The sequence below is a fragment of the Amycolatopsis sp. NPDC051903 genome, from assembly GCF_044452505.1.
Classification (GTDB): Bacteria; Actinomycetota; Actinomycetes; order Mycobacteriales; family Pseudonocardiaceae; genus Amycolatopsis.
Genome location: NZ_JBITBT010000013.1, coordinates 149724 through 176526 on the forward strand (window position 1 = coordinate 149724; position 26803 = coordinate 176526).

A 26803-nucleotide genomic window follows, 5' to 3' on the forward strand; every position below is an offset into this window, starting at 1 on the left:
GTGATCAGTTCCTTTCGCTCGGCGCGTAGGCGACGGCCTGGATTTCGATGAGCAGGTGCGGGTGCGGCAACTGGTGCACGGCGACGGTCGTGCGCGCCGGGCCGGTTTCGTCGAAGTAGCGGCCGTAGACCTCGTTGTAACCGCCGAAGTCGTTCATGTTCACGAGGTAGCTGGTGACCTGGACGACGTCGGCCAGGCTCGCGCCGACGGAGGCGAGGATGCCGGAGATGTTCTCCAGGACAGCCGCGGTCTGCGCGCGGATGTCGAGCGTCGTGGTACCGAACTCGTCGGCCTCGGCGCCGGCGAACGTGTTGTCCGGCCGGCGGCTGCTGGTGCCGGAGACGAACACGAAGTCACCGGCGCGCTTCACGTGCGGGTAGCGGCCGCGCGGGGTCGCTTTCCCTTCGACGGTCTTGGCTTGGGTCATCACTGTCCTCCTGGGCCGGGTGTCACCGAGAAGCGCGCCCGGCCGAGGCCGGACACGGTGGCGCTCACGTGCGTGCCCGCCCGCAGCGCGACGGCGGGGGTCGCGGCACCGGCGAGCAGCACGGTTCCCGCGGGCATCGGGAGCCCGTACCGGCGGGCCAGCCGGACGGCCGCGGGGATCGCGCGCAGCGGGTCGCCGAGGATCGCCGCGGTGGAGCCCGCGCCGGCGAGGCGACCGTCCACTTCGAGCAGCACGCCGCGGTTGTCGAGCCCCGCGTCGAGTGGCCGCCACGGCCCGAGCACCACGGCGGCGGCCGACGTGTTGTCCGCGACGACGTCGGCGAGGGAGAACTTGAAATCGCGGTACCTCGAGTCGATCACCTCGATCGCGGGGGCGACGGCCTCGACCACCGGCCCGTCGCCGGTGTCCTCGCCCAGCCGGAACGCGACCTCGGGCTCGCAGCGCGGGTGGATGAACGCGCGGAGGTCCAGCTCGCCGCCGTCGACGAGCACCATGCCGGAGGTGAGCCTGCCGATGATCACGTCGGAGACGCCCATCTGCGCGGCCTTGGTCTTGCTGGTGAACCCCAGCTTCACGCCGTATTCGCGTTCGCCGCGGGCCAGCCGCCGGCCGGCGAGCTCCCGCTGCACGGCGTAGGCCTCGTCGAGCGACAGGTCGTAGCCCACCGACAGCTGGGCGCACGGAGTGCGGGTGGTGGCGGCTTCGTCGAGCCGCGTGGCGAAGTCCTCGATCATGCCGGCGCCGCCTCGCGGTTCGCCACCAGGTCGAGCGCGACGTCGACGAGCATGTCCTCCTGGCCGCCGACGAGCCCGCGCAGCCCGGCTTCCAGCAGGATCGCCCGCACGTCGAGCCCGTAGCGGGCGGCGGCGCGTTCGGCGTGCAGCAGGAAGCTGGAGTAGACGCCGGCGTAACCGAGCGTCAGCGTTTCGCGGTCCACGCGCACGGGCCGGGTCTGAAGTGGACGGACGAGGTCCTCGGCCGCGTCCTGCAGCGCGAACAGGTCGCAGCCGTGGTCCCACGCCAGCAGGTCCGCGACGGCGATGAACGCCTCGATCGGCGTGTTCCCCGCGCCGGCGCCCTGCCCGGCGAGGGACGCGTCGACCCGGTACGCGCCGTGCTCGACGGCGGTGACGCTGTTGGCCACGGACAACGAGAGGTTCTCGTGCGCGTGGATGCCGATCTGCGTGCCGGGGTCGAGGACCTCGCGGTAGGCGTCGATCCGGGCGGCGACGTCGCGCATGGTCAGCCGGCCACCGGAGTCGGTGACGTACACGCAGTGCGCGCCGGCCTGTTCCATGATCTTCGCCTGGCCCGCCAGGCCCTCCGGCGAGTTCAGGTGACTGAGCATGAGGAACCCGGCCACGTCCATGCCGTGGTCGCGGGCCCACGCGAGGTGCTGGATCGCGATGTCGGCTTCGGTGCAGTGCGTGGCGACGCGCACGCTGGTGACACCGAGGTCACGGGCGGCTTTGAGGTCGTCGATCGTGCCGACGCCGGGGAGCAGCAGCGTGGTCAGCGTGGCTCGTTCGACGGCCCCGGCCGCGGCGGCGATCCACGCGGCGTCGGTGGCGGCGCCGTGGCCGTAGTTCACGCTGGAGCCGGCGAGGCCGTCGCCGTGCGCGACCTCGATGGCCGCGACGCCCGCTTGGTCGAGCGCGGCCGCGATCGTGGCGACCTGGTCGACGGAGTAGCGGTGCCCGATGGCGTGCATGCCGTCCCGCAGGGTCACGTCCTGGATGTACAGCTTGCCGGTCATCGAACCGCTCCTCCGGTCGGCACGCGCACGAGGCGCTCGGCGGTCCGCAGCGCGGCGGACGTCATGATGTCGAGGTTCCCGGCGAACTCCGGCAGGTAGTGGCCGGCGCCGGAAACCTCCAGGAACACGGCGATCTTGACGCCGCGGAACGCGCGCCCGAGCGAAGGCAGGAACGGCTCGTCGACGCGGTCGAACTGCACGCGCTGCTTGAGCCGGTAGCCCGGCACATAGGCGTGGACCCGGGCGACCATCTCTTCGACCGCCGCGCTCACGGCGCCTTCGTCCACTTCGGACTCATCGGCCAGGCAGAACACCGTGTCCCGCATGGTGATCGGCGGATCGGCGGGGTTGAGCACGATGATCGCCTTGCCGCGGCCGGCGCCGCCGACCGTTTCGAGCGCCCGCGCGGTGGTCTCGGTGAACTCGTCGATGTTCGCCCGGGTGCCCGGGCCGGCCGAGCGCGCGGAGATCGTCGCCACGATCTCCGCGTAGGCCACCGGGGTCACCGAAGACACCGCGGCGACGATCGGCGTGGTGGCCTGGCCCCCGCAGGTGACCATGTTGACGTTCGGCGCGCCCAGGTGCTCGTCGAGGTTGACCGTCGGCACCACGTACGGCCCGATCGCCGCCGGCGTCAGGTCCACGAGCTGGATGCCGTGGGCGCTCAGGATTTCGTTGTTGTGCCGGTGCGCACCAGCCGACGTGGCGTCGAAAACCAGCCGGACGTCCGCGAACTCGGGCAGCTCGACGAGCCCGCCGACACCTTCGTGCGACGTCGCGACCCCGAGCCGGCGCGCCCGCGCGAGCCCGTCGGAGGCGGCGTCGATGCCGGCCATCGCGACGACTTCGAGCTCGGCCGAGAGCCGTTTGACCTTGATCATCAGGTCGGTACCGATGTTGCCCGACCCGATGATCGCCACCGGGGTGCTCATGCGCGTTTCCCTCCGTCCGGTCCGCCGGTGAAGTTCACCCGGACCTCTCCGATGTCTTCGAACCGCGCGAGGTAGCTCCCGGGTGCCGTCACCGGCACCATCGGTCCCCACGCGCCGGCCAGGACCACTTCGCCCGCCCGCAGCGGCGCCCCGCGGCGCGCGACCTCCCCGGCGAGCCACGCGACCGCGACCGCGGGCGAGCCGAGGCAGGCGGCGCCGACCCCGGTCGACACGGGCTCACCGCCGTGTTCCAGCACCAGGCCCAGCCCCGCGAGGTCGGCTTCGGCCGGCTCGCGCGGGCGGGTGCCGAGCACGAGCGCGCCGCTGGAGGCGTTGTCCGCCACCGTGTCCGTGATCCGGATGTCCCAGCCGGCCACGCGCGAATCGACGACCTCGATGGCCGGCAGCACGAAGTCCGTGGCGCGCAGCACGTCGACCACGGTCGCGCTCCCGGGCAGGTCGGCACCGAGGACGAAAGCGACTTCGCCTTCGACGCGGGGCTGCAAGAAGCGCTCCAGCGGCACGTCGGCGCGATCGCCGTAGACCATGTCGTCCAGCAGCACCCCGAAATCGGGCCGGTCGACGCCGAGCTGGCGCTGCACGGCAACCGAGGTGAGGCCGATCTTGCGGCCGACGATCCGGCGGCCGCTCGCGACCTTGGCCTCGATGATCCGGCGCTGCACCTCGTAGGCGGCGTCGAGGTCGTCCTCGCCGATGAGGTCGCGCACCGGCTGCACCGGCGTGCGGTCACGCTCGGCCCGGTTCAGGCGGGAGACCGCGGTGTCGATGGCCGCGTCGACCCGGGCGTTCACAGTGCCACGCACACGTTCGTCGGCTGCGTGTAGAAGTGCAGCGAGTGCCCGCCGCCTTCGCGGCCGATGCCGGAAAGCCCGTTGCCGCCGAACGGAGAGCGCAGGTCTCGCAGGTACCACGTGTTGACCCACGACATGCCCACGCGCAGTGCGCCCGCGACGCGGTGGCCGCGGTCGAGGTTCGTGGTCCACACGGCGCCGGCGAGACCGTAATCGGTGTCGTTGGCCAGCCGGATCGCCTCGTCCTCGGTGTCGAACGGCACGAGTGCGGCGACCGGGCCGAAGATCTCCTCCCGCAGCGTGCGATCGGTGTTGCCGAGGCCCGTCCACAGCGCCGGGCGCACCCAGGCGCCGCCTTCGAACTCCTCGCCGAGGTCCGGGATCCCGCCGCCCGCGAGGAGTTTCGCGCCTTCCTGCTCGGCGAGTTCGTAGTAGGACAGCACTTTCTGCCGGTGCTGGCGCGAGATCAGCGGGCCCGTCGTGGTCTCGGGGTCGTCGGGGCGGCCGAAGCGCAGGGCGTCAGCGCGTTCGGCGAGCCCGGCGGCGACCTCGTCGAACACGCCGCGCTGCACGTAGATCCGTTCGGTGCACAGGCAGATCTGGCCGGTGTTGGTGAACGTCGAACGGGCGAGGCCGTCGACGGTCTTGCTGAGGTCGGCGTCGTCGAACACCACGGCCGCGTTCTTGCCGCCGAGCTCGAACGAAACGGGCAGCACCCGCGGCGCGACGGCCTGCATGATCGCCGAACCGGTGCGGGATTCGCCGGTGAAGGTGACGCCGTCGATGCCCGGGTGCGTCGTGAGGAACTCGCCGGCCGAGCCGGGGCCGAAGCCGTGGACGACGTTGTAGGCGCCGTCGGGGGTGCCGGCTTCGGTGATGATCTCGGCCAGCAGGGTCGCGCTCGACGGCGTCTCCTCCGACGGCTTCACCACCACGGCGTTGCCCGCGGCCAGCGCCGGCGCGACCTTCCACGTGAGCAGCAGCAGCGGCAGGTTCCACGGCACGATCACCGCGACCACACCCAGCGGCTTGCGCAGCGCGTAGTTCAGCGCGCGCCCGGCCGGGGTTTCGGTGAGGAACGAGTCGAGCCCGGCCGAGGCGATCGTGTCGGCCGCGGCGCGGAAGTTCGCGGCGGCGCGCGACACGTCGAGGCGGCGAGCCAGGTCGAGCGGTTTGCCGGTGTCGGCGACCTCGGCGGCGAGCAGGTCGTCGAAGCGCTCGTCGATGCGGTCGGCGATCCGGCGCAGCACCACCACGCGCTCGGCGGCCGAGGCCCGGCCCCACGCGCCGTCCAGGGCGGCGCGGGCGGCGCGCACCGCGCGGTCGACCACCCCCTGGTCGGCTTCCTCGACGCGGGTGACCAGCGTCCCGTCGACGGGGCTGACCTTGTCGAACAGGTCGCCGCCGCTGTCGGTGAACCGACCGCCTGCGAAGCTCTTGAGCACCGTCATGTCCGCCTTCCCGCTCCCTCGATTCGCTCTGTGCTCATGGTCGCCACCTCCAGCTATGCCTGACAAATACCAAAGGCTTAAGTTGATATGCGCAAATGGCTATAGTGCGGGGACAGGAGGCTGAGCGATGGCACCCCACGAGCTCCCGCGGCTGCTCGACGGCCGGATGAAGTTCCGCCACCTCGTGCTGCTCGACGCGATCTCGCGCCGCGGCACGATCGTCGGCGCGGCCGCCGAGCTGCACGTGACGCAACCGGTGGCGACCCGCGGCCTGCGCGAGCTGGAGGAGATCCTCGAGGTCGAGCTGTTCGAGCGCGGCCCGCGGGGCCTGACGCCGACCGTGTACGGCGAGGCCTTCACCGAACACGCGCGGGCGATCCTGGCGCAGGCCCGCCAGGCGGCCCGGCACGTCGTGGAGCTGGCGGGCGCCGAGCGCGGCACGGTGGTCGTCGGCACCCACCTGTTCGGGTCGAACGTGCTGCTGCCGCGGGCGATCGCCGCGTTGAAGGCCGAACGCCCGAACCTGACCGTGGCCGTGCGCGACGGGACCCCGGAGTCGCTGCTCGTGGAGCTCGCGGCGGGCCGGCTCGACCTGATCGTCGGCCGGCTCACGCAGATCTCCGACGAGGGGTTCCTGCGGCAGAAGCTGTACGACGAATCGGTGGTCCTGGTCGTGCGCGCGGACCACCCGCTGGCGGGCGCCAAGACCGTGGACCTCGCGACCCTGGCCGGCTACCCGTGGATCCTGCCCGGGCCCGAGACGGCGCTGCGGCGTGAGCTCGAGGAACTGTTCCACAGCAACGACGTGCTGCTGCCCGCGAACCGCGTGGAGGCCACGTCGTTCCTGACCGTGCGCCAGCTGCTGCGCGACACCGACGTGGTGGCCGCGCTGCCGCGCCTGATCACCGAAGAGGACCCCGGCATCGTGCGACTGCCGCTGTCGCTCGAACCGATCGGCCACAGCGTCGGCCTGACCCTGCCCGCGGCGCGCACGCCGACCCCGTCCGCGAGCGCGCTCATCGACAAGCTCGTGGCCGAGGCCGGCGAGGTGAACCGGCGCCTCGGCCCCGGTTAGCTCCGGCCCGGCCGGGCGAGCTCGTCACCCAGGTCGTGGTAATGCGATTTGTGCCAGACGAGCGGCAGCAGGTCCTCCCGCGGCGTCGACCCGTAGTCGAGGGATTCGCCGACGAAGATGGTGTGGTCACCGCCGTCGTAGGCGGCCCACTTGCGGCACACGAACCACGCCAGCGCGCCGGCCACGGTGGGGCACCCGTGCTGCCAGTCCATGTCCACGTCGAGCGCCACGCTCCACGGCTGCCGCGCGTAGAAGTCGGCCACGGTGCCCTGGTCCTGGCCGAGGATGCTGAGGCCGAAGTGGCCGTCGGTGCCGTGCAGCAGCTGGTGCATGCGGCCGGGCTTGTTCACGCTCACCGCGCACAGCGGCGGATCGAGCGACACGGACGCGAAGGAGCTCGCGGTCATCCCGTGCACCCCACCCGCCCCGTCGGCGACCGTCACCACGGACACCCCGCTGGGGAAGTGGCGCAGCGCCTTGCGGAACCGGAGCGCGTGCGGATCAGTGGGCGCGTACGTGCTGCGTGGTGTCCCCACGGACGTCCTCCTCGACTCCCGCCACCCTCGACCAGCGGCGATGTCCGTCCATCGTCGCCTCCCCCGCCATGCCCGTCCAATGCCGATCCGCACCCCGGCCATGCCCGGACTGTCATACGGTGGGAGCTGTGGGGGACCCTCGCCTGCTCGTGCTGCGCGGCCCGTCCGGCGCCGGCAAGACCACGACCGCACGCATCCTGCGCACTCGCTGGGGCCGGGGCACGGCGCTGATCCAGCAGGACGTGGTCCGGCGCGAGATCCTCTGGGAACACGACGTCCCCGGCGGAGTCACCCCAGGACTCCTCGACGCGATGTGCCGCCACACGCTCGCCGCCGGCTGCCACGTGATCCTCGAAGGCATCCTCCACGAGAGCCGCTACGGCGCGACGCTGCGCCGCCTCGTGGCTGATCACCGCGGACCTTCGCTGGTGTGCTTCCTCGACATCCCGTTCCCCGACACCGTGCGCCGCCACGCGACGCGGCCGCAGTCGGCCGAGTTCACGCCGGCGGACATGCTGGGCTGGTACGTGCCCGACGACCGCCTTCGAGTGCCGGGCGAGGTGGTGCTGGGGCCGGACCTGTCGCCGGCCGACACGGTGGCGCGGCTCGACTCCGCGTTCCCCGGGCCGGCCGGTTGATCGGCCCCCACCCTCGGGGCGGTGCGCGCCACCGCCCCGAGCGTGGGGGCCGCGGTCAGGCCGGCGGGGCGTCGCCGGCTGTCACCTCCGCGGCGGGGCGCACGGGGACCCGGGCGGTCCGGTTGCGGCGCCACAAGGCGAAGGCACACCCCATCGCCACCAGTGCCGGGATCGTGGCGAGGAGCAGGATGGTGCCGGCCGGGACGGTGAGGGCCAGGAGCAAACCGGCGGCTGCCGGGCCGGCGACGGAGCCGAGGCGGCCCAGTGCGGCCGACCAGCCGACGCCGGTGGTGCGGGCGTCGGGGTCGTACAGGGCGACGGCGAGGGCCGTCTGGCCGATGTGGCCCGCGATGATGCCGACGCCGGCGACCGTGAGCACGACCAGCAGCAGCGCGCCGGACAGGTGAGCCGAGCCGGCGATGACCATGAAGACCACGCCCAGGGCGGGCAGCGCGACGAGGGCGCGCGTGATGCCGATCCGGGCGGCGACGGGCATGAGCACCAGGCCGCCGACGATGCCGCCCAGGCTGACGAACGCGAGGCCCAAAGGCGCTTGCGTGCGGGAGAACCCGTAGCTCGTCAGCAGCGTCGGCGCCCACGAGATGAGCGTGTACGACGAGGCGAACACCAGGAACGAGTACGCCCACAGCAACCCGGTGTTCACCCGCAACGCGGACCCGAACAGCCGCTGCACCGAAGCCGCGCGCGGGGAAACGGCGACAGCGACCGCAGGCGGCAGCCCTGCGAGCATCGCCGCGAACACGACTGCCGTCGCGGCGCCGGCGAGCCAGAAGACGCCCGTCGGGCCGAGGGCGGTGATCAGCTTGCCGCCGAAGAAGCCGCCCAGGGTGGCGCCCGCCGCGAGGCCCAGGGTGACCGCGACGGACACCCGCGAGCGGTACACCGGCGAGAAGTGCTCGACCGCGAACGACACCGCGGCGGGCAGCACCGCGCCGAGACCGAGGCCCGACACCAGACGCATCACCGCCAGCAGTGCCAGGGAGTGCGAGGGCAGCACCACCGCCGTCAGCACCGTGCCGGCCGCGAACACGCCGACGCCCGTCAGCAGCACGGGCCGCCGGCCGAAGCGGGCGCACAGCCGGCCGGCCGCGAGGTACCCGACGACCGTGCCGACGTTCGTGGCCACGATCGCGAGCGTGAACGCCGCGGCCGTCGCGTGCCACTCGTGCGCCAGCGACGGGATGGAAAACGACAGCGCGGCCGTGTCGAACCCGTCGACGAGGACCGCGAGGAAGGACAGGACCAGAGCTCTGAACCGCACAGCTTGCCTCCGAAAGACCAAGCCCCCCGCGAACCCCTACGAAAAGTCGTTACCCCACAACGGTTCCGGCACCTCGGCGCCGAACGCGCCGTCCCAGCCGTTGCGCCGCGCCACCTCGTGCACCGGCCGCCGCTTCGCCGCGATCCCCCAGCGGCCGAGCGGGTAGCCGAACGCCAGCATCGCGCCGAGGCTCCAGCCCTCGTCCGGTGGCACGCCCAGCAGTTCGGCCACAGTGGACTCTTCGAACCGCAGCAACGTGCTCAGCACGCCGCCGATGCCCTCGGCGCGCGCGGCGAGCATCGCGCTCCACACCGCCGGGAACACGTTGGCGCCGTAGTGCGCTTCGGCGGTGTACAGGAAGACCAGCAACGGAGTTTCCGCGAAGTGCTCCCCGAAGTAGTCGCCGGAGCGCTTGATCTGCGACCGCATGGTTTCCCACCACTCGTCGCGATCCTCGTACTTCACCACACCGAGCCGGCCCGCCACGATGTCGGCGTACTCGCGCTCGCGGCAGCGCGCGTAGACGTCGGCCAGCTTGGCCTTCAGCCCCGGGTCGTCGACGACCACGAACCGCCACGGCTGCGTGTTGCCGCCGTTGGGCGCGCGGATCGCGGCGTCGAGGATGCGGCACTGGCTCGCCATCGAGATCGGATCGGGCTTCATCCGCCGCATGACCCGCGTGGTGTAGAGCGCTTCGTAGACGTCCACTGCTCACCGAACTCTCATAGTCGAACTCGAATCGAGTTTGAATATTGAGGTCGGAAGACGCCCGTGTCAAGCACTCCAGCTGTGTAAACTCGCCTCGTGACCGCCGGGCAGCAGCCGTGGCAGCAGCTGCTGCCCCCTCAGGAACGCGGGCGAGCGCGCCGCGCGAAGATCGTCGAAGCGGCCACGAAGCTCATCGACGAACACGGTCCGCACAGCCCCGAGGTCACGCTGCGCGCGATCGCCGACGGCGCGGGCACGTCGGCGGCCACGATCTACCACTACTTCCCCGACGTCGACTCCGTGATCGCCGCCGTCGCCGCGCAGTACATGGAGAACCTCATCGCGGCCGTCGAACGCGTGCACGGCAAGCACCACGAGTCGTTCCACGACCTGCTCGACGCCAACATCACCTCGTACCGCAAGCACTTCGCGAAGTGGCCGGGACTGCGCGAGCTGTGGTTCGACCGGCGCGCGTCGGACAACGTGGTCCTCATCCACGCCCACTACCGCGAAACGCTCACCGAGCTGTGGCGGCAGAAGGCGACGGAGTTCAAGGGCGAGCCGGTCGACGCGATGACTTGCCGGATCGCGATCGAGATGGTCGGCGCGCTGTGGGATTTCGCGTTCAGCCTCGACCCGCGCGGCGACGAGCGGGTCGTGGCCGAGATCCGCGAACTCGCCCACGACTACTACCGCCGCCGCGTCGGGATCTGAGCTCAGGCCACCTCACCAGGTGTCGCTGACGACCCACCAGCGGACACCGTCGAACATCAGCGAAGCCTGGGATTCACCCTGTTCCACGGGCTTTCCGCCGGGTGTCGTCGACGCGATGCCGGCGTAGTGCACGATCCCGAGCTCGCCGCCCTTCTTGGCGACCGTCGACACGTCGATGATCTTCGTGACGTACTCGTACCACCCGGACTGGTCGTGCACGTCCTGGACAGCCTTCAGGAAGTCGGCGAGCGAGTTGTTGCCGATCGTCGTCGCACCGGCGTCGGTCTGCCCCAGCGACATGAACACGGCGTTGGGCACGACGAGCGAGCGCAGCCGATCGCTGTTCCACTTCCCCTGGGGACCGTTCAGCGATTCGTGCAGCGCGGTGACGATCGCCCGGGGTGAGGACACATCGGACGGACGCGGCTTCGGGACCAGGCGCGCCAGCTCGGCGTGCGAGTGGGTCCACGACGCGTACACCGAGCCGGGCGGCGGTACGGGAACGTCCGGCGGCTGGGGGCCGGGGGCGGACGTGGCCGCGCCGGCCGTCCCGGCCGCGAACGCCAAGCCCAGGACGGCCGTCAACGCCACCCGCCACACCGTTTTCCGGTTCACTGAGTGCATTCCCATGCCTGCGACGATGGCAGGCCGGCCGGTCCGGACCACACCCCTGGACGGGGCGACGGGGAGGTTCAGGAACGCGGCGTGCCCCTCCGGTGCCGGACAGCCCTAGCTCTCTGGGGCCAGCACCACGTCGAACCGCACTCGGCTCCACGTCGAGTCGCCGAGGTCGCGCCCGTCGGGCGCCGGCGTGCCCGCGGGCTGCTGCTCGAACGGCAGCACCAGCGACTCCCGCACGGCGAACACGACGTCGGACAGGTCGTCGCCCTGTACGAAGATGTGCGTGACGAGCCGCCGGTGGCCCTCGTGGGTGACCATGAAGTGCAGGTGCGCGGCCCGCCACGGCGACCGGCCGGCGGCTTCGAGCAGGCGGCCGACGGGACCGTCGGTGGGCAGCGGGTAGCGCGTCGGCGTGAGCGCCCAGAACCGGTAGTTCCCGTGCTCGTCGGCGAAGACGTGGGCGCGCCCGGCGACGCGGCCGTCGGTGTACTGCACGTCGTAGTAGCCGTCCTCGTCGTTCTCCCACACCTCGAGCCGCGCGCCCGGCAGCGGCTTGCCGTCGGTGTCGGTGACCGTGCCCTCGACCCAGCACGGCTGCCCGTGCGCGCCGGCCGCGATGTCGCCGCCGTTGGGGACTTCGGGCGAACCCTCGTGGTAGAAGGGCCCGAACACGGTGGCCTCGGTCGCGTTCCCGAAGAGCTGGTTGCTCACGGCGACGGTCTGCATCGAAACGCCCAGCACGTCGGAGAGCATGATGAACTCCTGGCGCCGGTCGTCGGTGATGTGACCCGTCTGCGTCAGGAACTCGATCGCCGTGTTCCACTCCTGCTCGGTCAGCCGCGTCTCCCGCACGATCGCGTGCAGGTGGCGCACGACCGAGGTCAGCACCTCGCGCAACCGGGCGCTCGGCGCGCCCGCGAACGACGCCACGACCTCCTCGACCAGGCCTTCTTCGAGCCCGGTCTGGCCGGGCGAAACCGCTCCACTCATCAGGTGTCCTCTCTCCGGTGACCGGACGCCAGCTTCGCGGCGGCGCCAGGCGCGCGCCGGTGGGGCGGCCGGGCCGGGCAAGGGGACGGCCGACGCGGTCAAGCGGAGCGGATCGCCGAGGGTGGCACGCCGTAGTGCTCGCGGAACGCGCGGGTGAAGTGGGCGTGGGAGGCGAACCCGCACGCGTGCGCGACGCGGGCGATCGGTGCCGCCGGATCCGCCGTGAGCCGCTCGTGGGCCGAACGCAGGCGCCGCTCCCGGATCACCCGGCCCACGCCGCCCTGGCTGAACACGCGCGTGAGCTGGCGATTGCTGAGCCCCACGGCGGAGGCGACCGACGACGTCGTGAGCCCGCGGTCGCCGAGGTGGGCGTCGATGTGCGCCAGCACGCGGCGGCGGTGTTCCGCGGCCAGCGGGTGGCGCTCTCCCTCGGCCAGCTCGGTCAGCAGCGCGCGGATCCGCGCCTCCGTGCCGGGCCCGGTGTGCGGCGGTGCGGCCAGCAGATCACGCAACAGGCGCGCCAGCTCCGCGGCCGGGCTGCCGGTGGAGTCGGCGAGGGAGAACCGGCGCGTGGCCGGCGTCGACGGCGCCGGGCCTCCGGTCAGCTCCTCGTACGTGGGCTTCGGGACCATCAGCACGTACTCGCGCAGACCCCGGGCGAACCCGCGCAGGAACGGGTGGTCGAGGTCGCACACCAGCAGCGTGCCCGGGTGCTGCAGCCGGATCCCGTTGTCGTGGTAGAAGAACGCCTCGCCGAACAGCGTGAAGTACAGCGCCACCCGGCCGCTCTCGTCGCGCCGGATCAGCCGCCGGTCGCGCTCCACGACGTGCGCCGTCGCGGTGATGTTCGCGATCTTGAACTCCCCGACGCGAAGCGAGGTCTCCCAGCCCTCGAACGACCCTTGCGTGAGGGTCCGACAGGCCAGCCGCACCAGCGTCTCCTCGTTGTGCTGCTCCCACAACGCGAACCGGCGCGCTTCCCCCAGCCCGCAGGTCGTGAAGGTGCGATAGGGATAGGGCTCCACGCGGTGACGGTAGATCAGGTTTCCCCGCGGAACCAGCGGTTCCCGTGCCAATCACCGAAACGATCGTGCCGCGCAACGCGTTCGGGCAACCCCCGGATCATCCTCACGATCGATGTCCGGCCACTCAGGACGGTGGTTGATTCTCCCCACCACAGCGCACACGAGGGGACTTTTCCGTGGACACCCCTACGAAACCCGTGCCGACGGTCCGGCAGCGGATCCAGTCGATCGACACCCATCCGCGCGATCGCGGTGATGGCGATCCTGCTCGGCAACCTCGGGGCGTACTACACCTACACCAGCCCCACCGGCCGGCCGGCGCCCGAAACGTCGGCCGTGGACACGGTGGCGAGCCCTCTCGTCGACCTGCGGTGCCGACCTCGCCGCCACCGGTGTGGCCCTCGCGGACCACTACGCCGGCGCGGGGATCGGCCAGGTTTCGTGGCTGGCGACGGGCGTCGCGGTCCAGTCATTTGGCCACACCGCGCTCGGGTGCTGGGCGCTGCTCTTGCTGCTGTGCGTGCCGATCTGGGTGGCGCAGCTGGTGTTCAGCCTGTGGCTCTCGCGCTTCGCCGGCTGCCCGCCGGGCGGGTGCGCTGACGCGGCGAGGCCCGGTCCGCGCTGTGCGGACCGGGCCCGTTCGCCGCGATCAGGCAGGCGCGCCGGCGCCCGCGAGGACCTGCAGGGCCTCCTTGCCCTGCTGCCGGAGGGCGGGCAGCAGCGGCCGCACGGGCTCGGGCAGCCCGGAGAGCACGACGTCGACCTCCTCGGGAGTGCCGACCTGGTCGAAGAAGCCGACCATCAGGTGCGGCGCGATCGGCGGGGCCGTCGCGATCACGTGCTGCGAGAACTTCGCCCACGTCTCTGCGGGCAGGTGCTCGCGCAGGGCCGGGAACAGCACCGGTTCCTCGTGCTCCAGGTGCTGGTGGATGAGGTCGCGGACCGCGGCGGCCCCTTCGCGCAGCGCGGCGCGGTCGTCGTCGCTCTCGAGCGGCACGGCGGCCAGTGCGTCGAGCTTGCGGTCGAGCTCGTCGTGCTCGTCGCCGAGGTCCACGAGGCCCTTGCCCGCGTCCGGGGCGACGGCCGTGATCAGCGGCCACAGCTCGTCGTCCTCGGACTCGTGGTGGTGGTGCAGGTTCTGCACGAGGAAATCGCGCAGCTCGGCCAGCGCCGGCAGAGGCACCGCCCGGTCGGCGGCGGCGTCGGTCAGCAGCGTGGTGGCGCGGCGGTGCAGGTCGTGGGTCAGGCGGGTCTCGACGACCGCCACGACGTCAGTCAGGGCTTCGCTCATGGCCTCCACTGTGTTGGGTATAGGGCTCTCCAATCAATCTGATTGCCCCTTCGGACCGCACGTCTGCCCGCTCCGGCACCCGCGCTGACCTGGGTGAACCGTTTCGCCACGGGAGCCGTTGACCACGGTCGGCGGATCCCTCCCGCGCCGCGCACGAGGTGCACGCGATCGGCGTAATCGCGGGACAGGCCCCGGGACAGGAACCTCCCGCGCCGTTGTCCGGGTCCGATCTTGGTCCCTAGCATCGTCGGCACAGCAGCCGACAACGATGTCAGCATCGGGGAACGGAGCCTGCATGTCCGAGCGCACGGGGGAAGCGAAAGTCGGCCGGCGGGGGTTCCTCGCCCTGGCCGGGGCCGGAGCGGCGGGAGCCGCGGGGCTCGCCGCGGCACCACCCGCCTCGGCGGCCGCGCCACCCAGCCCGGCGCCGCGGACCGTCTACACGCTGCCGACGCTCGAATTCTCCGACGAACGCACCCAGCACCTCGTCGGCGCGCGGTACGAAGACGCGCTCACCGACGTCGTCGGCATCAACACCGCCTACGCCGACCCGCCGACCTACGACAAGGCCGGCCTGCTGAGCTACCCGCCGGGCACGTTCGTCCGCGCCGGCGGTGGTTATCCCGCACCGCAGCGCTGGACGCGCGACGCCGCCGTGAACGCGTGGAACGCCGTGAGCCTGCTGGGCCCGCCGGTCGGCCGGAACACGCTGCTGTCCGTTGTGGACGAGGGCCCGATCGTCCAGCAGGACAACCAGTGGTGGGACCAGATCGTGTGGGTGCTCGGCGCGTGGCACCACTACACCGTCACCGGAGACGCGGATTTCCTCGCCACCGCCTACGAAATCGGCGTCGCGACGCTCGCGCAGCGCAAGGCGAAGAGCTTCGACAGCACGCGCGGCCTGTTCAAGGGCCCGAGCTTCATGAACGACGGCATCGCCGGTTATCCCGCGCCGCCGTGGGAGCCGGGCATCCACTCGTCGTTCGTGCTCGACTACCCGCAGTCGGCGGAACTCCTGTGCCTGTCCACGAACTGCCTCTACCACGGCGCTTTTCTGGCGCTGGTGAACATGGCCCGTGCACTGCACAAGGACGGCCGCGCGCACGAGGCCGAAGCCGCGAAACTGCGCACCGCGATCAACTCGCAGTTCTGGCGCGCGGACGCCGGCACGTACGGCTACTTCATCCACGGCACCGGTCCGCTCGCCGGGCAGCTCGACGCGTCGCAGGAAGGAGCGGGCCTGGCGTTCGCGATCCTGCTCGGGGTCGCCGACGACAACCGGGTCGCGTCGGTGCTGCGGAACACGCACTGGGAACCGCACGGGATCGTGAACAGCTACCCCCACTTCGCGCGGTTCAGCGACGAGAAACCCGGGCGGCACAACGTGGTCGTGTGGCCGATGGTGCACTCCTTCTTCGGCCACGCCACCGCGCACGCCCGCCGCCCTGACCTGTTCGGCCGCGCCGTCACCGAGCTCGCTTCGCTCGTCACCGCCACGAAGGGCAACTTCTACGAGATCTACGACAGCAAGACCGGCGCCGTGCAGGGCGGGTGGCAGACCGGTGGCTCGGGCGCCCTCGAGCAGTTCACGTCACAGCCCGACCAGGCGTGGTCCGCGACCGGCTACCTCCGCATGCTCTACTCCGGCCTGTTCGGGCTCACCTTCACCCCGGACGGCCTGCAGTTCGCTCCCTGCCTGCCCGACGGCTGGGGCACGGCGACGCTGCGCGGTCTGTCCTATCGCCACACCACGCTCGACCTCACGCTGCGGGGCTCCGGCACCCGCGTCACGGCGTGCACTGTGGACGGTCACCCCGCTGCGCCGAAGGTCCCGGCGGGGCTGTCGGGCCACCACGAGGTCCGGCTCGCACTCGGGTAGCGGCCACCCTTCGGCGACCTGCGGGCCGAGCCGCGCGCGCAGGTCGTCGGCGACCGGTCGAAGGCAGAAAGGATCCTGGCGGTGGCCCGGCTGCTGCGGCCGTTCGCGGATCACGTGTCCCGCGCGGCGTGGCAGACTGGGCCCACGAGCTACGTCATCACCGAGCTGGACAATTCACTTCCCGTGGAGCTGCAGGAGAACATGGCCACCCGCACGAACGACGTCCGCCTCCTGCCCGCGAGCCATACGCCGCACCCGGCGCGGATGGTCACCGCATGACCGACGTGTTCACCCCGGGGCCGGGGCTGACGGTGTTCAGCCTCCGGCCGCCGGCGGCCCCGGCGGCGCGGTTGCGCGCGGAAGGCGTGTGGCGCGACGGTTCCCCGCTCGACGACCTGGCCCGGTGGCGCGACGAAACGCCGGACGCGCTCGCGCTCGTCGCGCGGTGCGTCGACACCGGGGAGACGACGCGGTTGACCTACCGCGAATACGCGCGACTGGTGTCGGTCTACACCGGGGCGTTGAAGGAGCTCGGCGTCGGGCCGGGCCAGGTCGTGGCGCTGCAGCTGCCGAACGTGTGGCAGGTCAACGTGGTGCTGCTGGCCTGTTTTGCCGTCGGCGCGGTCGTGGCGCCGATCATGCCGACGATCCGGTCGCGTGAGCTGGAACGGGTGCTCGCGCGGGTGGGCGCTTCGGTGTGCGTGACCGCCGACGGTGCCTCGCTGGCCGAACTGGCGCCGCGCCTGCCGCGGCTGCGGCACCGGATCGTGCTGGGGTCGCCCGATTTCGCCGTTTTCGAGCGGGCGCAGCCGATTCCGTTGTCCGAGGCGAAGGTGGATCCGGACCAGGTCAGCCTGGTGCTGTTCACGTCCGGCACCACGGGCGAGCCGAAGGCCGCGCTGCACACGCTCAACACCGAGTACGCCACCGCCGCCGCGCACGTCACCGACGACGAGCCCGGCGTGTTCTCCACGCCGCATTCGCTGACGCACACCGGTGGCATCTTCTTCTGCCTCATGCGCCCGCTGCTCACCGGCGGCTGCGGTGTCGTCGCGGACCGCTGGGATCCGGCGGCCGTCGCGGACCTGCTGGCGGAAACGGGCGTGACGCAATTGCTGATCGCGCCGGTTTTCCTGACCGAGCTGATGCCCCACGTCCGCCGCGGCGCGCTGCAGTTGGTGACGACGCTCGGCACCGCGACGCCGGCTCCGCTCTTCGCGGACGTCGCGCGGGTGCTCGGCCTGCCGCTGCGCACGTGCTGGGGCATGACCGAATCCGGCGGCACCCTCATGCGCGCGGACGACCCGCCGGACTGGGCGCTGCACAGCGTCGGCCGCATTTCCCGCGGCAGCGAACTCGACCTGCGCACGGACCTGCCGGAGATCACCGCCGAGAAACCCGCGCGCCTGTACGTGCGCGGCGCCACCGTCTGCCTCGCGACGGTCGGCCGCGACACCGGCTCCCTCCACGTCCTCGCCGACCACGACGACGGCTGGTACGACACCGGCGACCTCGCGATCCCCGACGGCCGCGGCGGCATCCGCCTCCTGGGCCGCGACGCCGACCGCATCGGCGGCGTCCTCATGATCCCGGCCGCCGACGTCGAATCCGCGCTCCTCGCCCACCCCGCCGTCACCGACGTCGCCCTCGTCGGCTACCCGGACCCCACCGCCGGCGAACTCCCCGCCGCGCTCGTCGTGCCCGGCCCGACCCCACCGACACTGGCCGACCTGCGGGACTTCCTGGCCGGGCTGGGGATGACGGAGTGGTACTGGCCCACCCGGCTGGAGCTGGTGACCGAGCTACCGCGTAACGCTTTTGGCAAGGTCCGCAAAGACCTGCTCGCCCAGCGGCTCGCACAGGAACAAGGGACGGTCTCGTGACTGATCTTGTGGTCGGCGAGACCGGTGGTGCGGGTCAGCTTGTGAGGAGAATGTTGCGCAGGTGCGCGATGCCGGACACCGCGTCGTTCAGCGTGGTGGCGGCGCGGCGGTAGTCGCGCGGGATCTTCGAGCACTTCATCCGGGCCAGGGCGTGTTCGACGCGGACACGGATCTTGCCGCGAGCGGCATCGAGGCCTTCCCGCCAATCTGGCAGATCACCACCGTCACGACGTTCGCCTCAGGGCGTGATCACGGCCGGGTTGCCGTGCCAGCCCGGTCGGCCATCACCCGGCGCCCCACCAGTTCCCGCTCGATCCCAGAGTCGCGGGAGACGGCGCCGCCAACCGGTGATCGCCGTCGGCATCACCGTGCCGTCCACGATCGCGATCGGGCCGATCCGCCGCTTGCGGATCGAGGCCAGTGCCAGCAGCGGCCCGATCCGGCTCATCGTAGGTCGTGAGTCGGTGATTCGTTGGCAGTGCGTCAGAACGTTTCGAGGGCGTGCCGGATGTCGTCGCCGTTGCGCACGACGATCGCGTCGCGCTGGAAGCCGTCGGGCAGGTGCCGGCGCTGAGCCTCCGCTGTCAGCATCGCCGGGCCGTCGGGAGCCAGGATGACGGCGCCGGCCCGGATGGTGAACTCCGCGAGCAGGTCGAGCGGACGCCCTGTGGAGAAGCGTTGGATCATGAAGCTGTGGAAGGTTCCCGCTGTCACGTCGGCGTAGATGTCGGCCTCGCCGCCGTCCGGCGTGCGCACGTGCCAGAAGTGGTGCTCGGAGTCCGCCCGGTCGACGTGCGAGCGGAACACGTCGAAGGCCGACGACGGCATCGGGGCCGCGTCGCCGTCGTCGAAGCCCTGCACGAACAGGTCGTAGCTCATGTCGCGCAGGCTAGCGGCAGCGCTCCGGTCACCCTGAGTCAGTGGTTCGTGGAAAGCCAAGGGGTGTCGCGATGCCCCAAGCTTGAACCCGTCGCGCTCTCCGATGAGGATCGGCCGGTGCGGACCGGGTGGGCGCGGCGCCGCAAGACCGCGCAAGTGCCGGCGTTGCGGTCGCGGATTGTGTTGCACGGCGCGGAAGGCGGGTCGATCGGGGAGGCGGCAACCGCGGTCGGTGGCTCGCGGACCACGGTGTCACTGGAGACGGCAGCCGTGCCCTCCTCGCCCAGCGGCTCAAGGGCGGCTAGAAGAACCACGGCACCGGTTCGTGACCGCGGTCCACGACGTCGCTGAAGCGGCCGCCGAGGAAGCCCAGTGGGGCGCCGTCGCGGGAGCAGACCTTGAGGACCTCGCCGAGGACGACGTCGTGGTCGCCGGCGGTCAGGGTGTGGTGGACGGAGCACTCGAGGTGCACCAGGGCGTCCGGGATGACCGGCACGGCGTGCGAGCCCGTTTTCACCGGCAGGCCCGAGAAGTGGTCTTCGCCGCGGCGGGCGAAGCGCAGGGCGAGTTGTTCCTGGCGCGTGGACAGGACGTTCACCGCGAAGCGGCCCGCCGTGACCACGGCCTCGGTGGTTCGCGCGCCCGTCGTCAGGCAGACGAGCACCAGCGGCGGCGACAGGGACACCGACGTCAGCGAGTTCACCGTCATCCCGTGCGGGACGTCGCCGTCGGTGGTGGTGACCACGGCGACGCCGGTGGCGAAGCGGCCCATGGCGGTCCGCATCGCCACCGCGTCGACGGAACCGGGGCCCGGCGTGCAGTCGGGGGGCATGCTGGTCATGCGCGGTAACGGACCTCGAAGGTGAGCACACCCTCGTCGGTGCGCCAGGGCCCGTGCGGCATGCCCGGCGGACGGCACGCGTACATGCCCTTCGTGAAGGTCTCGCCCAGCGTCAGGTCGGTGAACGAACCCGCCAGGATGTAGACCTCCTCCCAGAAGTCGTGCGCCTGCACGCCCATCGGCGTCGAATCGGCGCCCGGTTCGTAGCGCAGGATGCGCGTGGCCACCCCGTCGTCGTCGGCGAGGACGCGTTCGGTGATCTTCGGGTCGTCGCCCTTGCAGACGGTGAACTCGACGTCCGTGACGGGGAAGAACTCGTGTTCGGGCTTGCTCACGGGGTCTCCTCGGTGTAGCCGGCCAGGAAACGGTCCACTTCGGACAGCGGGCCGTCGAAGCCGTAATTGCGGAACGCGTAACCCTTCACGACGAAGGGCGCGCCCGCGTAGAACAGTTCGTACTGGTGGTGGCGCCCGGCGAATTCGCTGCCCACCGCGTCCCACGCCAGTTTGAACAGCTTCACGCGCTCGGCCGCCGGCGCGCTGGGACTGTAGATGTAGCGGTCGATGTCCGCGCGCGTCTCGGGGCTCGTCATGTCCTCGACGCTCGACGGAACCTGCAGCACCCCGCCGCCGACGAGGTCGCGCAGGATCGCCAGCACCCGCGGGTAGAGCTCCGACTGCATGCCCATCGCGCCGTACAGCGCACGGCTGCCCGGCCGCCAGAACCCCGCGTCGTCCGGCGCGGCGGTGTATTCCGCGGCCAGCACGGCCGATTCGACCAGCGACACGAGACTCGCGAGCTCCCCGAGCTTCTCGACGACCCCGGGGAACTTGTCGACCCCGTTGACCGCCGCGACCTTGCGCGCCAGCCCCGCCAGGAATTGCAGCTTGACCGAAAACCGGATCTGCGCCTGCCAGTTGCCGAGCACGTGGGCGCCCGTCTCGAAGAACTGCCGCCGCACGCCCGCGACGTCGCGGTAGACGAACACGCGCTCCCACGGCACGAACACGTCCTCGAACACCACCAGCGCGTCGGTCTCGTCGAAGCGCGTGGTGAGCGGGTAGTCGTAGTGGCTGGTCGCGGCCGGCGCGTACGGCCGGCGGCAGTAGAGCTTCAGGCCCTCGGTGTCCACGGGCAACGCGAAGCTCAGCGCGAAATCCGTGTCCTCCGGCGTCAGCGGTTTGATGCACGACACGAAGATCTCGTCGGCGACCGCGCCGCCCGTGGCGAGCATCTGCGCGCCGCGCACGACGATGCCGTCGCCCCGTTCCTCGGCGACACCGACCTGCACGAGGTCCCCGTCCCACGCGCTCGCGGTCGTGGCGCGCGACACCTGCGGCGGGATGATCGCGTACGACACGTAGAGGTCCTCGTCGACGACCCGCTTCTGGTACGCCGTCACGTTCGCCGCCCGCTCACCGAACACCTCCGGGTGCGCCGCGAACGCCGCCAGGAACGCCCCGACGTGGTCCGGGCTGCGCCCGACCCAGCCGTGGGTGTGGCGCGCCCAGGCGGTGGCCGCCTCCCGGAACGCGGTCAGCTCCTCGCGGCTGCGCGGCGCCGTGAACAGGCGGTTCACGGCTGCACCGCCCGGCCCGGGCCGCGCGATGCCGGCCTTCGGATCAGCCGCGAGGTCGAACAGCTCCCCGATGGTCTTCGCGATCGGCGCGAACGCGGGATGCCGCGCCACCCCGTCGACCCGCTTACCGTCGAGGTACACCCGGCGGCCGTCGTCGATCGCGGTCAGGTACTCGGAGCCGGTGCGCATCAGGCCCTCCTCAGCTGGGTTTCGTACAGGTGGTTCAGAACGGGCCCGCCGGGCAGGCGCCGCCGGGTGCCGTAGCGGAACTCGCGACCGAGCAGCGCCAGCGTGCCGCAGTAGAGCACTAGGTCACCACCGTCGTCCACACCGGCGGGCAGCCGGCTCACCGTGTCGGTGGGGTGGCGCAACGCCTCGACGCCGCCCTGCTGGTACAGCTCTTCGTCCACCTGGGACTCGGCGAACAGGCGGTCCCAGTCCACAGTGGAGAGTTCGACGACTCGCTCACCGAGCGGCTTCGGGCACGCTGCCTTCGACTGTTCGATGTCCGTGCGCTCCAAGTCGCGGTCGGTGTGGTCCGAGCCGACACCGAGGTAGTAGTGCCCGTCGTGGCGGATCGCCACGGGCTCGACCTCACCGGACGTCGCCGCCGAGCCCACCTCGATCACGGGTGCGGTCGTCAGCAGGTCGGCATCGAGGACGTAGTGGGCCGGCACGGTCGCCGGGCGCGGCACGCCGATCGCCGCGAGCTCGGCGATGTGGTGCTCCACGGCGGCTTCGTCCTTCGCGGTGCACCCCGCGACGGCAGTCCGCTTCGGCTCGATCTGCAGCCGCGCGCCCGTACCCACCACGGTCAGAGAAAGAGACACAGTCCTCCTTTGCAGCGGCCCGGACGGCCGCGACGAGCGCCGGGACAACGGTTCGTGGTCAATCCCGGCCCGCTTCGACGAACTTGCGCGCGGTGAGCTCCGGATTGGTCAGCAGCACCTCGTGGCTGCCCTCCATGCCGACGAGGCGGAACATCACCAGCCGGTTGGACAGGCGCGGGTGCCGGCCCCATTCGCCTTGCGTGATGTCGTTGTCCTCGTACGGCGCGAGGTAGCTGAACGCCTGCGGCACCTTCTCCCAGCCCGTCATGTCGGCCGGGTCGGTGAACGCGCTCCACGGCTGTGGGCGCAGTTCGGCGTAGATCCGCTGGGCTTCCTCGGCCGAGCCGTCGCCGAAGAAGGCGTCGCGCCAGACGGGGAAGGGCAGGACGACGCCGCCGTCGCCGCGTTCGTCGTAGCTCGCCTTCAGCGCGGCCACCAGGTGCGGCGGGATCTCGTCCACGAGCGCCCGGCCGTGCCCGGGCACGAACGCGGCGAAGTACACGAGCCGCCGGATCCGCTCGGGGACCTCGATGGCCACCCGCGAGATCAGGTACCCGCCCCAGCTGTGCCCGACGAGCACCACGTCGGTCAGGTCGTGCTCCCGGAGGTAGGCCACGATGGGCGCCGCGCAGGCCCGCAGGTCGACGTGCTTGTCGTCGTCCGCGCCGAGGCCGCCCGCCGTAGGCGTGTGCACCTCGTGCCCGGCCTCCTCCAGGTGCTTGCGGACGGGGTCCCAGAGTTCACCGAAGTGCCAGGCTCCGTGCACCAGTACGAATCGCATCGGCCGCTCCGTTCCTCACCGCTGAGTTGCGTACGGCCATGCTGCTGTCCGGCCGGGGCAGCGGCTATCGGCGAAACGAGCGCCCGTCATCGGATTCGCGCAGGCACCTCACCGCGCGCCGAGCACGGACGACGGCGTGACCCCGAACCGCGTCCTGAAGTGCGCCGCGAACTCACCCAGGTGGAAGAAACCGCATTCGGCCGCGACCTCCGTGACCGTCGTCTGCCCGGGTTCGCCGGCGCTCAGCAACCGGTGGGCGCGGTCGAGGCGCTGGTCGCGCAGCCACCGGCCGGGCGTGACGTCGAGGTCGCGGCGGAAGCCGGCCTGGACGCTGCGCAGGCTGGTGCCGCAGTGGGCCGCGACGTCGGTCATGGCCACCGGTTCGGCGAGGTGGTCGAGCAGGTACTCCATGGCGCGCCGGACCTGCACGGACGGCACGAGCGCCGGCTCGGGTTCGCCGGGCAGCTGGGCCAGCAGGAACGATTCGATCACCAGCTCACCCAGCTGCTGCCCGACCTCCGGCCGCCCGCCGGGCCCGAGCGTCGGGAGGCTGACGACGCTGTCCAGCAGCCGGTAGAGGAACGGCGGCGGCTCCGGCAGCGAAAGCGCGATGTCGACGGGACCGGACGCGCCGCGGATGCGCCGCGCCGTCGATTCGACCCAGCGCCGGTCCATGCGCAGGATCAGCTGGTCGAACGCGCTGTCGATGTCGAACCGGAACTCGCGGTAGGGCCCGACGATCGCGGGGTGACCGGGCGAGACGTCGGCGACGTCGCGGCCGTAGGTGAAGCGCGCCTTGCCCGCGACGGGGAAGATCACGAGGAAGTTGTCCTCTTCGGGCACGGCGGGCGCCACCGTCACCTCGGCGCCGTAGCGCAGCCGGTTGAGCGAGATCGGGCCGGCCGGCAGGTGTTCCAGGCGGGTGGCGAGGCGCGCCTGGCGCTGCAGCACCAGCCGGTGCGGGCGCAGGGCCTCGGTGCAGGCGTCGCGGACCTTGTCGGGGTCGCCGCTGGCCGCCAGCACGTGCTGCGAGACGCCGGACAGCCCGGCCGCGACCTGCGCTGCTGTCATGCCGCCTCCCGGTTGTCGTCGGCGAGGTCCCAGGACAGCACTCCGGCCGGGGCTTGTCCAGCCGTACCACCCGCGGTGACCGTCCGGGCGGGCGACCGCGCGCACCCGCCGCCCGGTCCCGGCCGGCCGACTACGGTGGAAGCGTGTTCGTGAAGATCTGCGGCCTGCGGACGGCGGCCGACGTGACGTGCGCGGTCGAGGCGGGAGCCGACGCCGTCGGGTTCGTGTTGTGCCGGAGCCCCCGCGAAATCGGCCGGGCGGAAGCGGCGGAGCTGGCGGCGGGGGTGCCGGCCGACGTGCTCACCGTGGGCGTCTTCAAGGGCGTACCCGTCGAGAACGTCCGCGCCGCGGTCGCCGAAACCGGGATCCGCGCGGTGCAGTTGCACGGTTCCGGGTACTCGCGAGCGGACTTCGCCGCGCTCGGGGACTTGCCCGTCAAGCTGATCCGCGCGATCTCGCTCAAGGACGGCGCGACTCCGGAAGCCGGCGAGTACGGGGAAGACCTGCTGCTGCTCGATTCGCCCCAGGCCGGTTCCGGCGAGACGTGGGACTGGTCGGCACTGTCCACTCCGGACGGTGACTGGCTGCTCGCCGGCGGGCTGTCCCCGGGCAACGTGGCCGAAGCCGTCGCTACCGTGAAGCCGTGGGGCGTCGACGTGTCCAGCGGCGTGGAGTCCTCGCGCGGCGTCAAGGACCAGGGGCTGATCCGCGCTTTCCTCGCCGCGGCGAAGAGCTGACGGCCGGGCGGGTCCGGAAACCCGCCCGGCCGCCGGGTCACTTCGTCATGAACTCGTCGAGCCGCAGGGCGCGGTTGACGATGCGCACGTCACCGATCCAGCCGTGGAACACGTTGTCGACGGCGCCGCCGTACTCGTGGCCGCCGAGCAGCCAGGTGAGACCGAGCGAGGCGATGCCGATCGAATCGGTCGACGGGTTGTCGGCGACCAGGGCGCTCTCGATGTACGCCTTGGTGTGGTGGCCGTCGTTGACCACCGCGAGGTGCCACCACTGGTCCTCGGGCATGCCGTGGCTCCAGTTGGTGGTCGGGTAGGTCTGGCTGAGCGGGTAGCAGTTGAACTGCAGCTCACGACCGTTGTTCGTGGTCATGAGCTGGGCCACCGGCTCCTTCGGGTCGGTGTTCTTGCCGTGCTTGCCCGCGTCGCCGGCCGTGCCGCGGCGGACCAGCACCGGCATGTTGCCGTTGTTGCCGCCGTCCCAGTCGAGCGGGATCTTCACGAACGTCTCGATGGTGTAGCCGTTCTTGAAGGTCTCGGTGTTCAGCGGCGCGCGCGAGCCGGTGGTGAGGTACGAGCCGTGCAGCGGGTTCTTGCCGCCCACGAACCGGAGGCTGGCGTGGCCCGGCTGGTCGGGGTGGTGGTCGTCGGACCAGGTGAGCGCGTCGGCCGCCGTGCCCGGGACGCTGAGCAGGGTCAGGTCGTTGCCGTGTCCGGACAGATCGCGCACCTGCTGGCCGGCGGTGAACGCGCTGCCGTTGGCACCACCGTTGTCGAAGCGCCAGTACGCGAAGGTGCCGGGCACCAGCACCTTGTTCGCGGGCCGCGCGGGGCGGACCGGCACCGGGATGAAGCCGGCGAAGCGCTGCTCGAAGTCGAACGGCATCGCGAAGCGGTCGACAGACGTCGTCAGGCGCGCTTCGAGCGCCTCCAGGCGGTTGCGCTCCGCGGGGTCCTTCTCCAGGATCCACGGCGAGACCGTCTCGACGTCGATGGTGTTGCGCTCGAGGTCGAAGTGGTAGAGGCGCAGCATGCCGCCACCGCTCATGTAGCGGTTCTGGTAGTTCGTGATGTGCAGGTGGACGTCGTTGCCCGCCGAGTTCTTCTTGGTCATGCGGCCCGAGGGCCAGTAGTGGCCGTTGAGCGTCAGGAAGATCTGGTCGTTGTCCTTGATCAGCGTGTCCCACACGGTCTGCCCGTAGCCGCTGAGCTCGGCGTTGGCCTCGGGGTTGCCGGACTCGTACGGGTAGACCTCGTCGCCGTAGGTCGGCGCGACGATCTCGTGGCAGGTCAGGATCACCGGCAGGTTCTGGTGGGCCTTGATGACCTGGTTCGCCCACGCGAAGCCGGCGGCCGAGGTGCGCCAGTCCATGGCGAGCAGCAGCCACTCGCGGCCCGCCGCGCGGAAGACGTGCGCCGTGTTGTAGCCGCTCGCGTCGGAGCTCAGGAAGGACTTCTGGCGCTTGAACCGCTGCGGGCCCATGGTCTGCAGGTACGGCGTGGTGCCGCGGGTGTCGTCGCCGGACACGTCGTGGTTGCCCGCGAGCACGCTGTAGGCGACGTTCGCGTTGTCGACGACCTTGAACGCCTTGTCGACGGCCTGGAACGACGTCGCGTCGGCGTCCTGCGTGAGGTCACCGAGGTGGGCCATGAACACGATGTTGTTGTTCGGCGTGCCGCTGTTCTCGATGACGTAGCGGAACGACGCTTCCTGCGGCTCCGGGTTGACGCTGTTCTGGCTGCCCCAGTACAGGTACTGCGTGTCCGGCATCACGGCGAGCGTGAACTGCTTGCTCTCGGTGTCGGGGTTCCAGCGGCCCGAAGGTCTGGCGTTCTGCTGCGCTTCGGCAGGTGCTACGCCGCCGAGCGCGCCGACCGCACCCAGCGCCGTCGCTCCGACGCCCGCGAGCCCCGCGTTGCGCAGGAACGACCGCCGGTTCGGCCCAAGGTTTTCAGGCATTCTCCACCTCATCACTGTGTGTCCGGGAAGACCGACCCGGACGCTATTCAGGCCCCCTTGAGCCACGGCGAACGCCAGGTGGCCGCA

General features: G+C 71.4%; 28 protein-coding genes and 1 pseudogene. 7 read left to right on the top strand and 22 right to left on the bottom strand.

Translation table 11 applies throughout. From position 1 onward, the window contains the following. Positions 1–4: 4 nt before the first annotated feature. The 6 genes from ACIA77_RS26310 to ACIA77_RS26335 are packed head-to-tail and all read right to left on the bottom strand — an operon-like array spanning position 5 to position 5399. On the bottom strand, positions 5–427 hold the full coding sequence (locus tag ACIA77_RS26310) for a RidA family protein (protein WP_395888634.1): 423 nt from the start codon (positions 425–427) through the stop codon (positions 5–7). Further along, on the bottom strand, positions 427–1182 hold the full coding sequence (locus ACIA77_RS26315; RefSeq protein WP_395888635.1) for a 2-keto-4-pentenoate hydratase: 756 nt from the start codon (positions 1180–1182) through the stop codon (positions 427–429). Before ACIA77_RS26315 ends, ACIA77_RS26310 begins: the two co-directional genes overlap by 1 nt. Further along, on the bottom strand, positions 1179–2204 hold the full coding sequence (gene dmpG, locus ACIA77_RS26320) for a 4-hydroxy-2-oxovalerate aldolase (RefSeq protein WP_395888636.1): 1026 nt from the start codon (positions 2202–2204) through the stop codon (positions 1179–1181). Before dmpG ends, ACIA77_RS26315 begins: the two co-directional genes overlap by 4 nt. Next, positions 2201–3136, bottom strand: a complete 936-nt coding sequence (locus tag ACIA77_RS26325; protein ID WP_395888637.1) for an acetaldehyde dehydrogenase (acetylating) — start codon at positions 3134–3136, stop codon at positions 2201–2203. The genes dmpG and ACIA77_RS26325 overlap by 4 nt, the downstream gene beginning before the upstream one ends. After that, entirely contained in the window at positions 3133–3948 is an 816-nt protein-coding gene (locus tag ACIA77_RS26330) for a 2-keto-4-pentenoate hydratase (protein WP_395888638.1), read from the bottom strand. Before ACIA77_RS26330 ends, ACIA77_RS26325 begins: the two co-directional genes overlap by 4 nt. Beyond that, on the bottom strand, positions 3945–5399 hold the full coding sequence (locus ACIA77_RS26335; protein ID WP_395888639.1) for a 2-hydroxymuconic semialdehyde dehydrogenase: 1455 nt from the start codon (positions 5397–5399) through the stop codon (positions 3945–3947). Before ACIA77_RS26335 ends, ACIA77_RS26330 begins: the two co-directional genes overlap by 4 nt. Positions 5400–5526: 127 nt before the next feature. On the opposite strand from ACIA77_RS26335, the gene ACIA77_RS26340 reads away from it, so the two are divergent. Next, entirely contained in the window at positions 5527–6474 is a 948-nt protein-coding gene (locus ACIA77_RS26340; RefSeq protein WP_395888640.1) for a LysR substrate-binding domain-containing protein, read from the top strand. Here ACIA77_RS26340 and ACIA77_RS26345 read toward each other — a convergent pair. Continuing rightward, a complete protein-coding gene (locus ACIA77_RS26345) occupies positions 6471–7010 on the bottom strand; it encodes a flavin reductase family protein (protein ID WP_395888641.1) in 540 nt (179 codons plus the stop codon). The genes ACIA77_RS26340 and ACIA77_RS26345 overlap by 4 nt on opposite strands. Positions 7011–7138: 128 nt before the next feature. On the opposite strand from ACIA77_RS26345, the gene ACIA77_RS26350 reads away from it, so the two are divergent. After that, a complete protein-coding gene (locus ACIA77_RS26350; RefSeq protein ID WP_395888642.1) occupies positions 7139–7648 on the top strand; it encodes an AAA family ATPase in 510 nt (169 codons plus the stop codon). Positions 7649–7703: 55 nt separating this feature from the next. Here the strand turns inward: ACIA77_RS26350 and ACIA77_RS26355 are convergent, their stop codons facing one another. Next, complete coding sequence (locus ACIA77_RS26355) at positions 7704–8930, bottom strand: MFS transporter (RefSeq protein ID WP_395888643.1); 1227 nt, start codon at positions 8928–8930, stop codon at positions 7704–7706. Between the two features lie 36 nt (positions 8931–8966). Further along, positions 8967–9638: a nitroreductase family protein gene (locus tag ACIA77_RS26360; RefSeq protein ID WP_395888644.1), complete on the bottom strand. Its 672-nt coding sequence runs from the start codon at positions 9636–9638 to the stop codon at positions 8967–8969. A 96-nt stretch (positions 9639–9734) separates the two neighbouring features. Between ACIA77_RS26360 and ACIA77_RS26365 the strand changes: the two genes are divergently transcribed. Next, positions 9735–10352 carry a TetR/AcrR family transcriptional regulator gene (locus tag ACIA77_RS26365; protein WP_395888645.1) on the top strand — a complete coding sequence of 206 codons (618 nt, stop codon included), beginning with the start codon at positions 9735–9737 and terminating at the stop codon, positions 10350–10352. A 12-nt stretch (positions 10353–10364) separates the two neighbouring features. Here ACIA77_RS26365 and ACIA77_RS26370 read toward each other — a convergent pair whose 3' ends face one another. From ACIA77_RS26370 to ACIA77_RS26385, 4 genes are all read right to left on the bottom strand, one after another. Beyond that, positions 10365–10982 carry a hypothetical protein gene (locus ACIA77_RS26370; RefSeq protein ID WP_395888646.1) on the bottom strand — a complete coding sequence of 206 codons (618 nt, stop codon included), beginning with the start codon at positions 10980–10982 and terminating at the stop codon, positions 10365–10367. Between the two features lie 99 nt (positions 10983–11081). Next, entirely contained in the window at positions 11082–11963 is an 882-nt protein-coding gene (locus tag ACIA77_RS26375) for a dioxygenase (protein WP_395888647.1), read from the bottom strand. A 98-nt stretch (positions 11964–12061) separates the two neighbouring features. Next, on the bottom strand, positions 12062–12988 hold the full coding sequence (locus ACIA77_RS26380) for an AraC family transcriptional regulator (RefSeq protein WP_395888648.1): 927 nt from the start codon (positions 12986–12988) through the stop codon (positions 12062–12064). 649 nt (positions 12989–13637) lie between these two features. Beyond that, a complete protein-coding gene (locus tag ACIA77_RS26385; protein WP_395888649.1) occupies positions 13638–14279 on the bottom strand; it encodes a hemerythrin domain-containing protein in 642 nt (213 codons plus the stop codon). A 295-nt stretch (positions 14280–14574) separates the two neighbouring features. Here ACIA77_RS26385 and ACIA77_RS26390 point away from each other — a divergent pair, with 295 nt between their 5' ends. The 3 genes from ACIA77_RS26390 to ACIA77_RS26400 all read left to right on the top strand — a co-directional run bounded on the left by ACIA77_RS26390 (position 14575) and on the right by ACIA77_RS26400 (position 18041). Continuing rightward, positions 14575–16158 carry an MGH1-like glycoside hydrolase domain-containing protein gene (locus ACIA77_RS26390; protein WP_395888650.1) on the top strand — a complete coding sequence of 528 codons (1584 nt, stop codon included), beginning with the start codon at positions 14575–14577 and terminating at the stop codon, positions 16156–16158. A gap of 81 nt (positions 16159–16239) precedes the next feature. After that, positions 16240–16437: a hypothetical protein gene (locus ACIA77_RS26395; protein WP_395888651.1), complete on the top strand. Its 198-nt coding sequence runs from the start codon at positions 16240–16242 to the stop codon at positions 16435–16437. Continuing rightward, on the top strand, positions 16434–18041 hold the full coding sequence (locus tag ACIA77_RS26400) for an AMP-binding protein (RefSeq protein WP_395888652.1): 1608 nt from the start codon (positions 16434–16436) through the stop codon (positions 18039–18041). Before ACIA77_RS26395 ends, ACIA77_RS26400 begins: the two co-directional genes overlap by 4 nt. A 34-nt stretch (positions 18042–18075) precedes the next feature. Here the strand turns inward: ACIA77_RS26400 and ACIA77_RS26405 are convergent. The 8 genes and pseudogenes from ACIA77_RS26405 to ACIA77_RS26440 all read right to left on the bottom strand — a co-directional run. Further along, positions 18076–18513 (bottom strand): annotated as a pseudogene (locus tag ACIA77_RS26405) (IS5/IS1182 family transposase); the annotation flags it as partial. Positions 18514–18524: 11 nt separating this feature from the next. Beyond that, positions 18525–18920 (bottom strand): hypothetical protein, encoded by a 396-nt coding sequence (locus ACIA77_RS26410; protein ID WP_395888653.1) that lies wholly within the window; start codon positions 18918–18920, stop codon positions 18525–18527. Between the two features lie 301 nt (positions 18921–19221). Continuing rightward, complete coding sequence (locus tag ACIA77_RS26415; RefSeq protein WP_395888654.1) at positions 19222–19761, bottom strand: flavin reductase family protein; 540 nt, start codon at positions 19759–19761, stop codon at positions 19222–19224. After that, positions 19758–20096, bottom strand: coding sequence for a cupin domain-containing protein (locus tag ACIA77_RS26420; RefSeq protein ID WP_395888655.1), 339 nt, complete (start codon positions 20094–20096; stop codon positions 19758–19760). Before ACIA77_RS26420 ends, ACIA77_RS26415 begins: the two co-directional genes overlap by 4 nt. Next, complete coding sequence (locus tag ACIA77_RS26425; protein WP_395888656.1) at positions 20093–21529, bottom strand: 4-hydroxyphenylacetate 3-hydroxylase family protein; 1437 nt, start codon at positions 21527–21529, stop codon at positions 20093–20095. Before ACIA77_RS26425 ends, ACIA77_RS26420 begins: the two co-directional genes overlap by 4 nt. After that, complete coding sequence (locus ACIA77_RS26430; RefSeq protein WP_395888657.1) at positions 21529–22170, bottom strand: DUF2848 family protein; 642 nt, start codon at positions 22168–22170, stop codon at positions 21529–21531. Before ACIA77_RS26430 ends, ACIA77_RS26425 begins: the two co-directional genes overlap by 1 nt. Positions 22171–22228: 58 nt before the next feature. Further along, positions 22229–22951 carry an alpha/beta fold hydrolase gene (locus ACIA77_RS26435; protein ID WP_395888658.1) on the bottom strand — a complete coding sequence of 241 codons (723 nt, stop codon included), beginning with the start codon at positions 22949–22951 and terminating at the stop codon, positions 22229–22231. A 108-nt stretch (positions 22952–23059) separates the two neighbouring features. Further along, complete coding sequence (locus ACIA77_RS26440; RefSeq protein WP_395888659.1) at positions 23060–24022, bottom strand: AraC family transcriptional regulator; 963 nt, start codon at positions 24020–24022, stop codon at positions 23060–23062. Between the two features lie 143 nt (positions 24023–24165). Here ACIA77_RS26440 and ACIA77_RS26445 point away from each other — a divergent pair, with 143 nt between their 5' ends. Beyond that, the gene (locus ACIA77_RS26445; RefSeq protein ID WP_395888660.1) at positions 24166–24759 is read left to right on the top strand and encodes a phosphoribosylanthranilate isomerase; all 594 of its coding nucleotides are present in this window, start codon (positions 24166–24168) and stop codon (positions 24757–24759) included. A gap of 37 nt (positions 24760–24796) precedes the next feature. Here the strand turns inward: ACIA77_RS26445 and ACIA77_RS26450 are convergent, their stop codons facing one another. Next, positions 24797–26716 carry a LamG-like jellyroll fold domain-containing protein gene (locus ACIA77_RS26450; RefSeq protein WP_395888661.1) on the bottom strand — a complete coding sequence of 640 codons (1920 nt, stop codon included), beginning with the start codon at positions 26714–26716 and terminating at the stop codon, positions 24797–24799. Positions 26717–26803 lie beyond the last annotated feature (87 nt).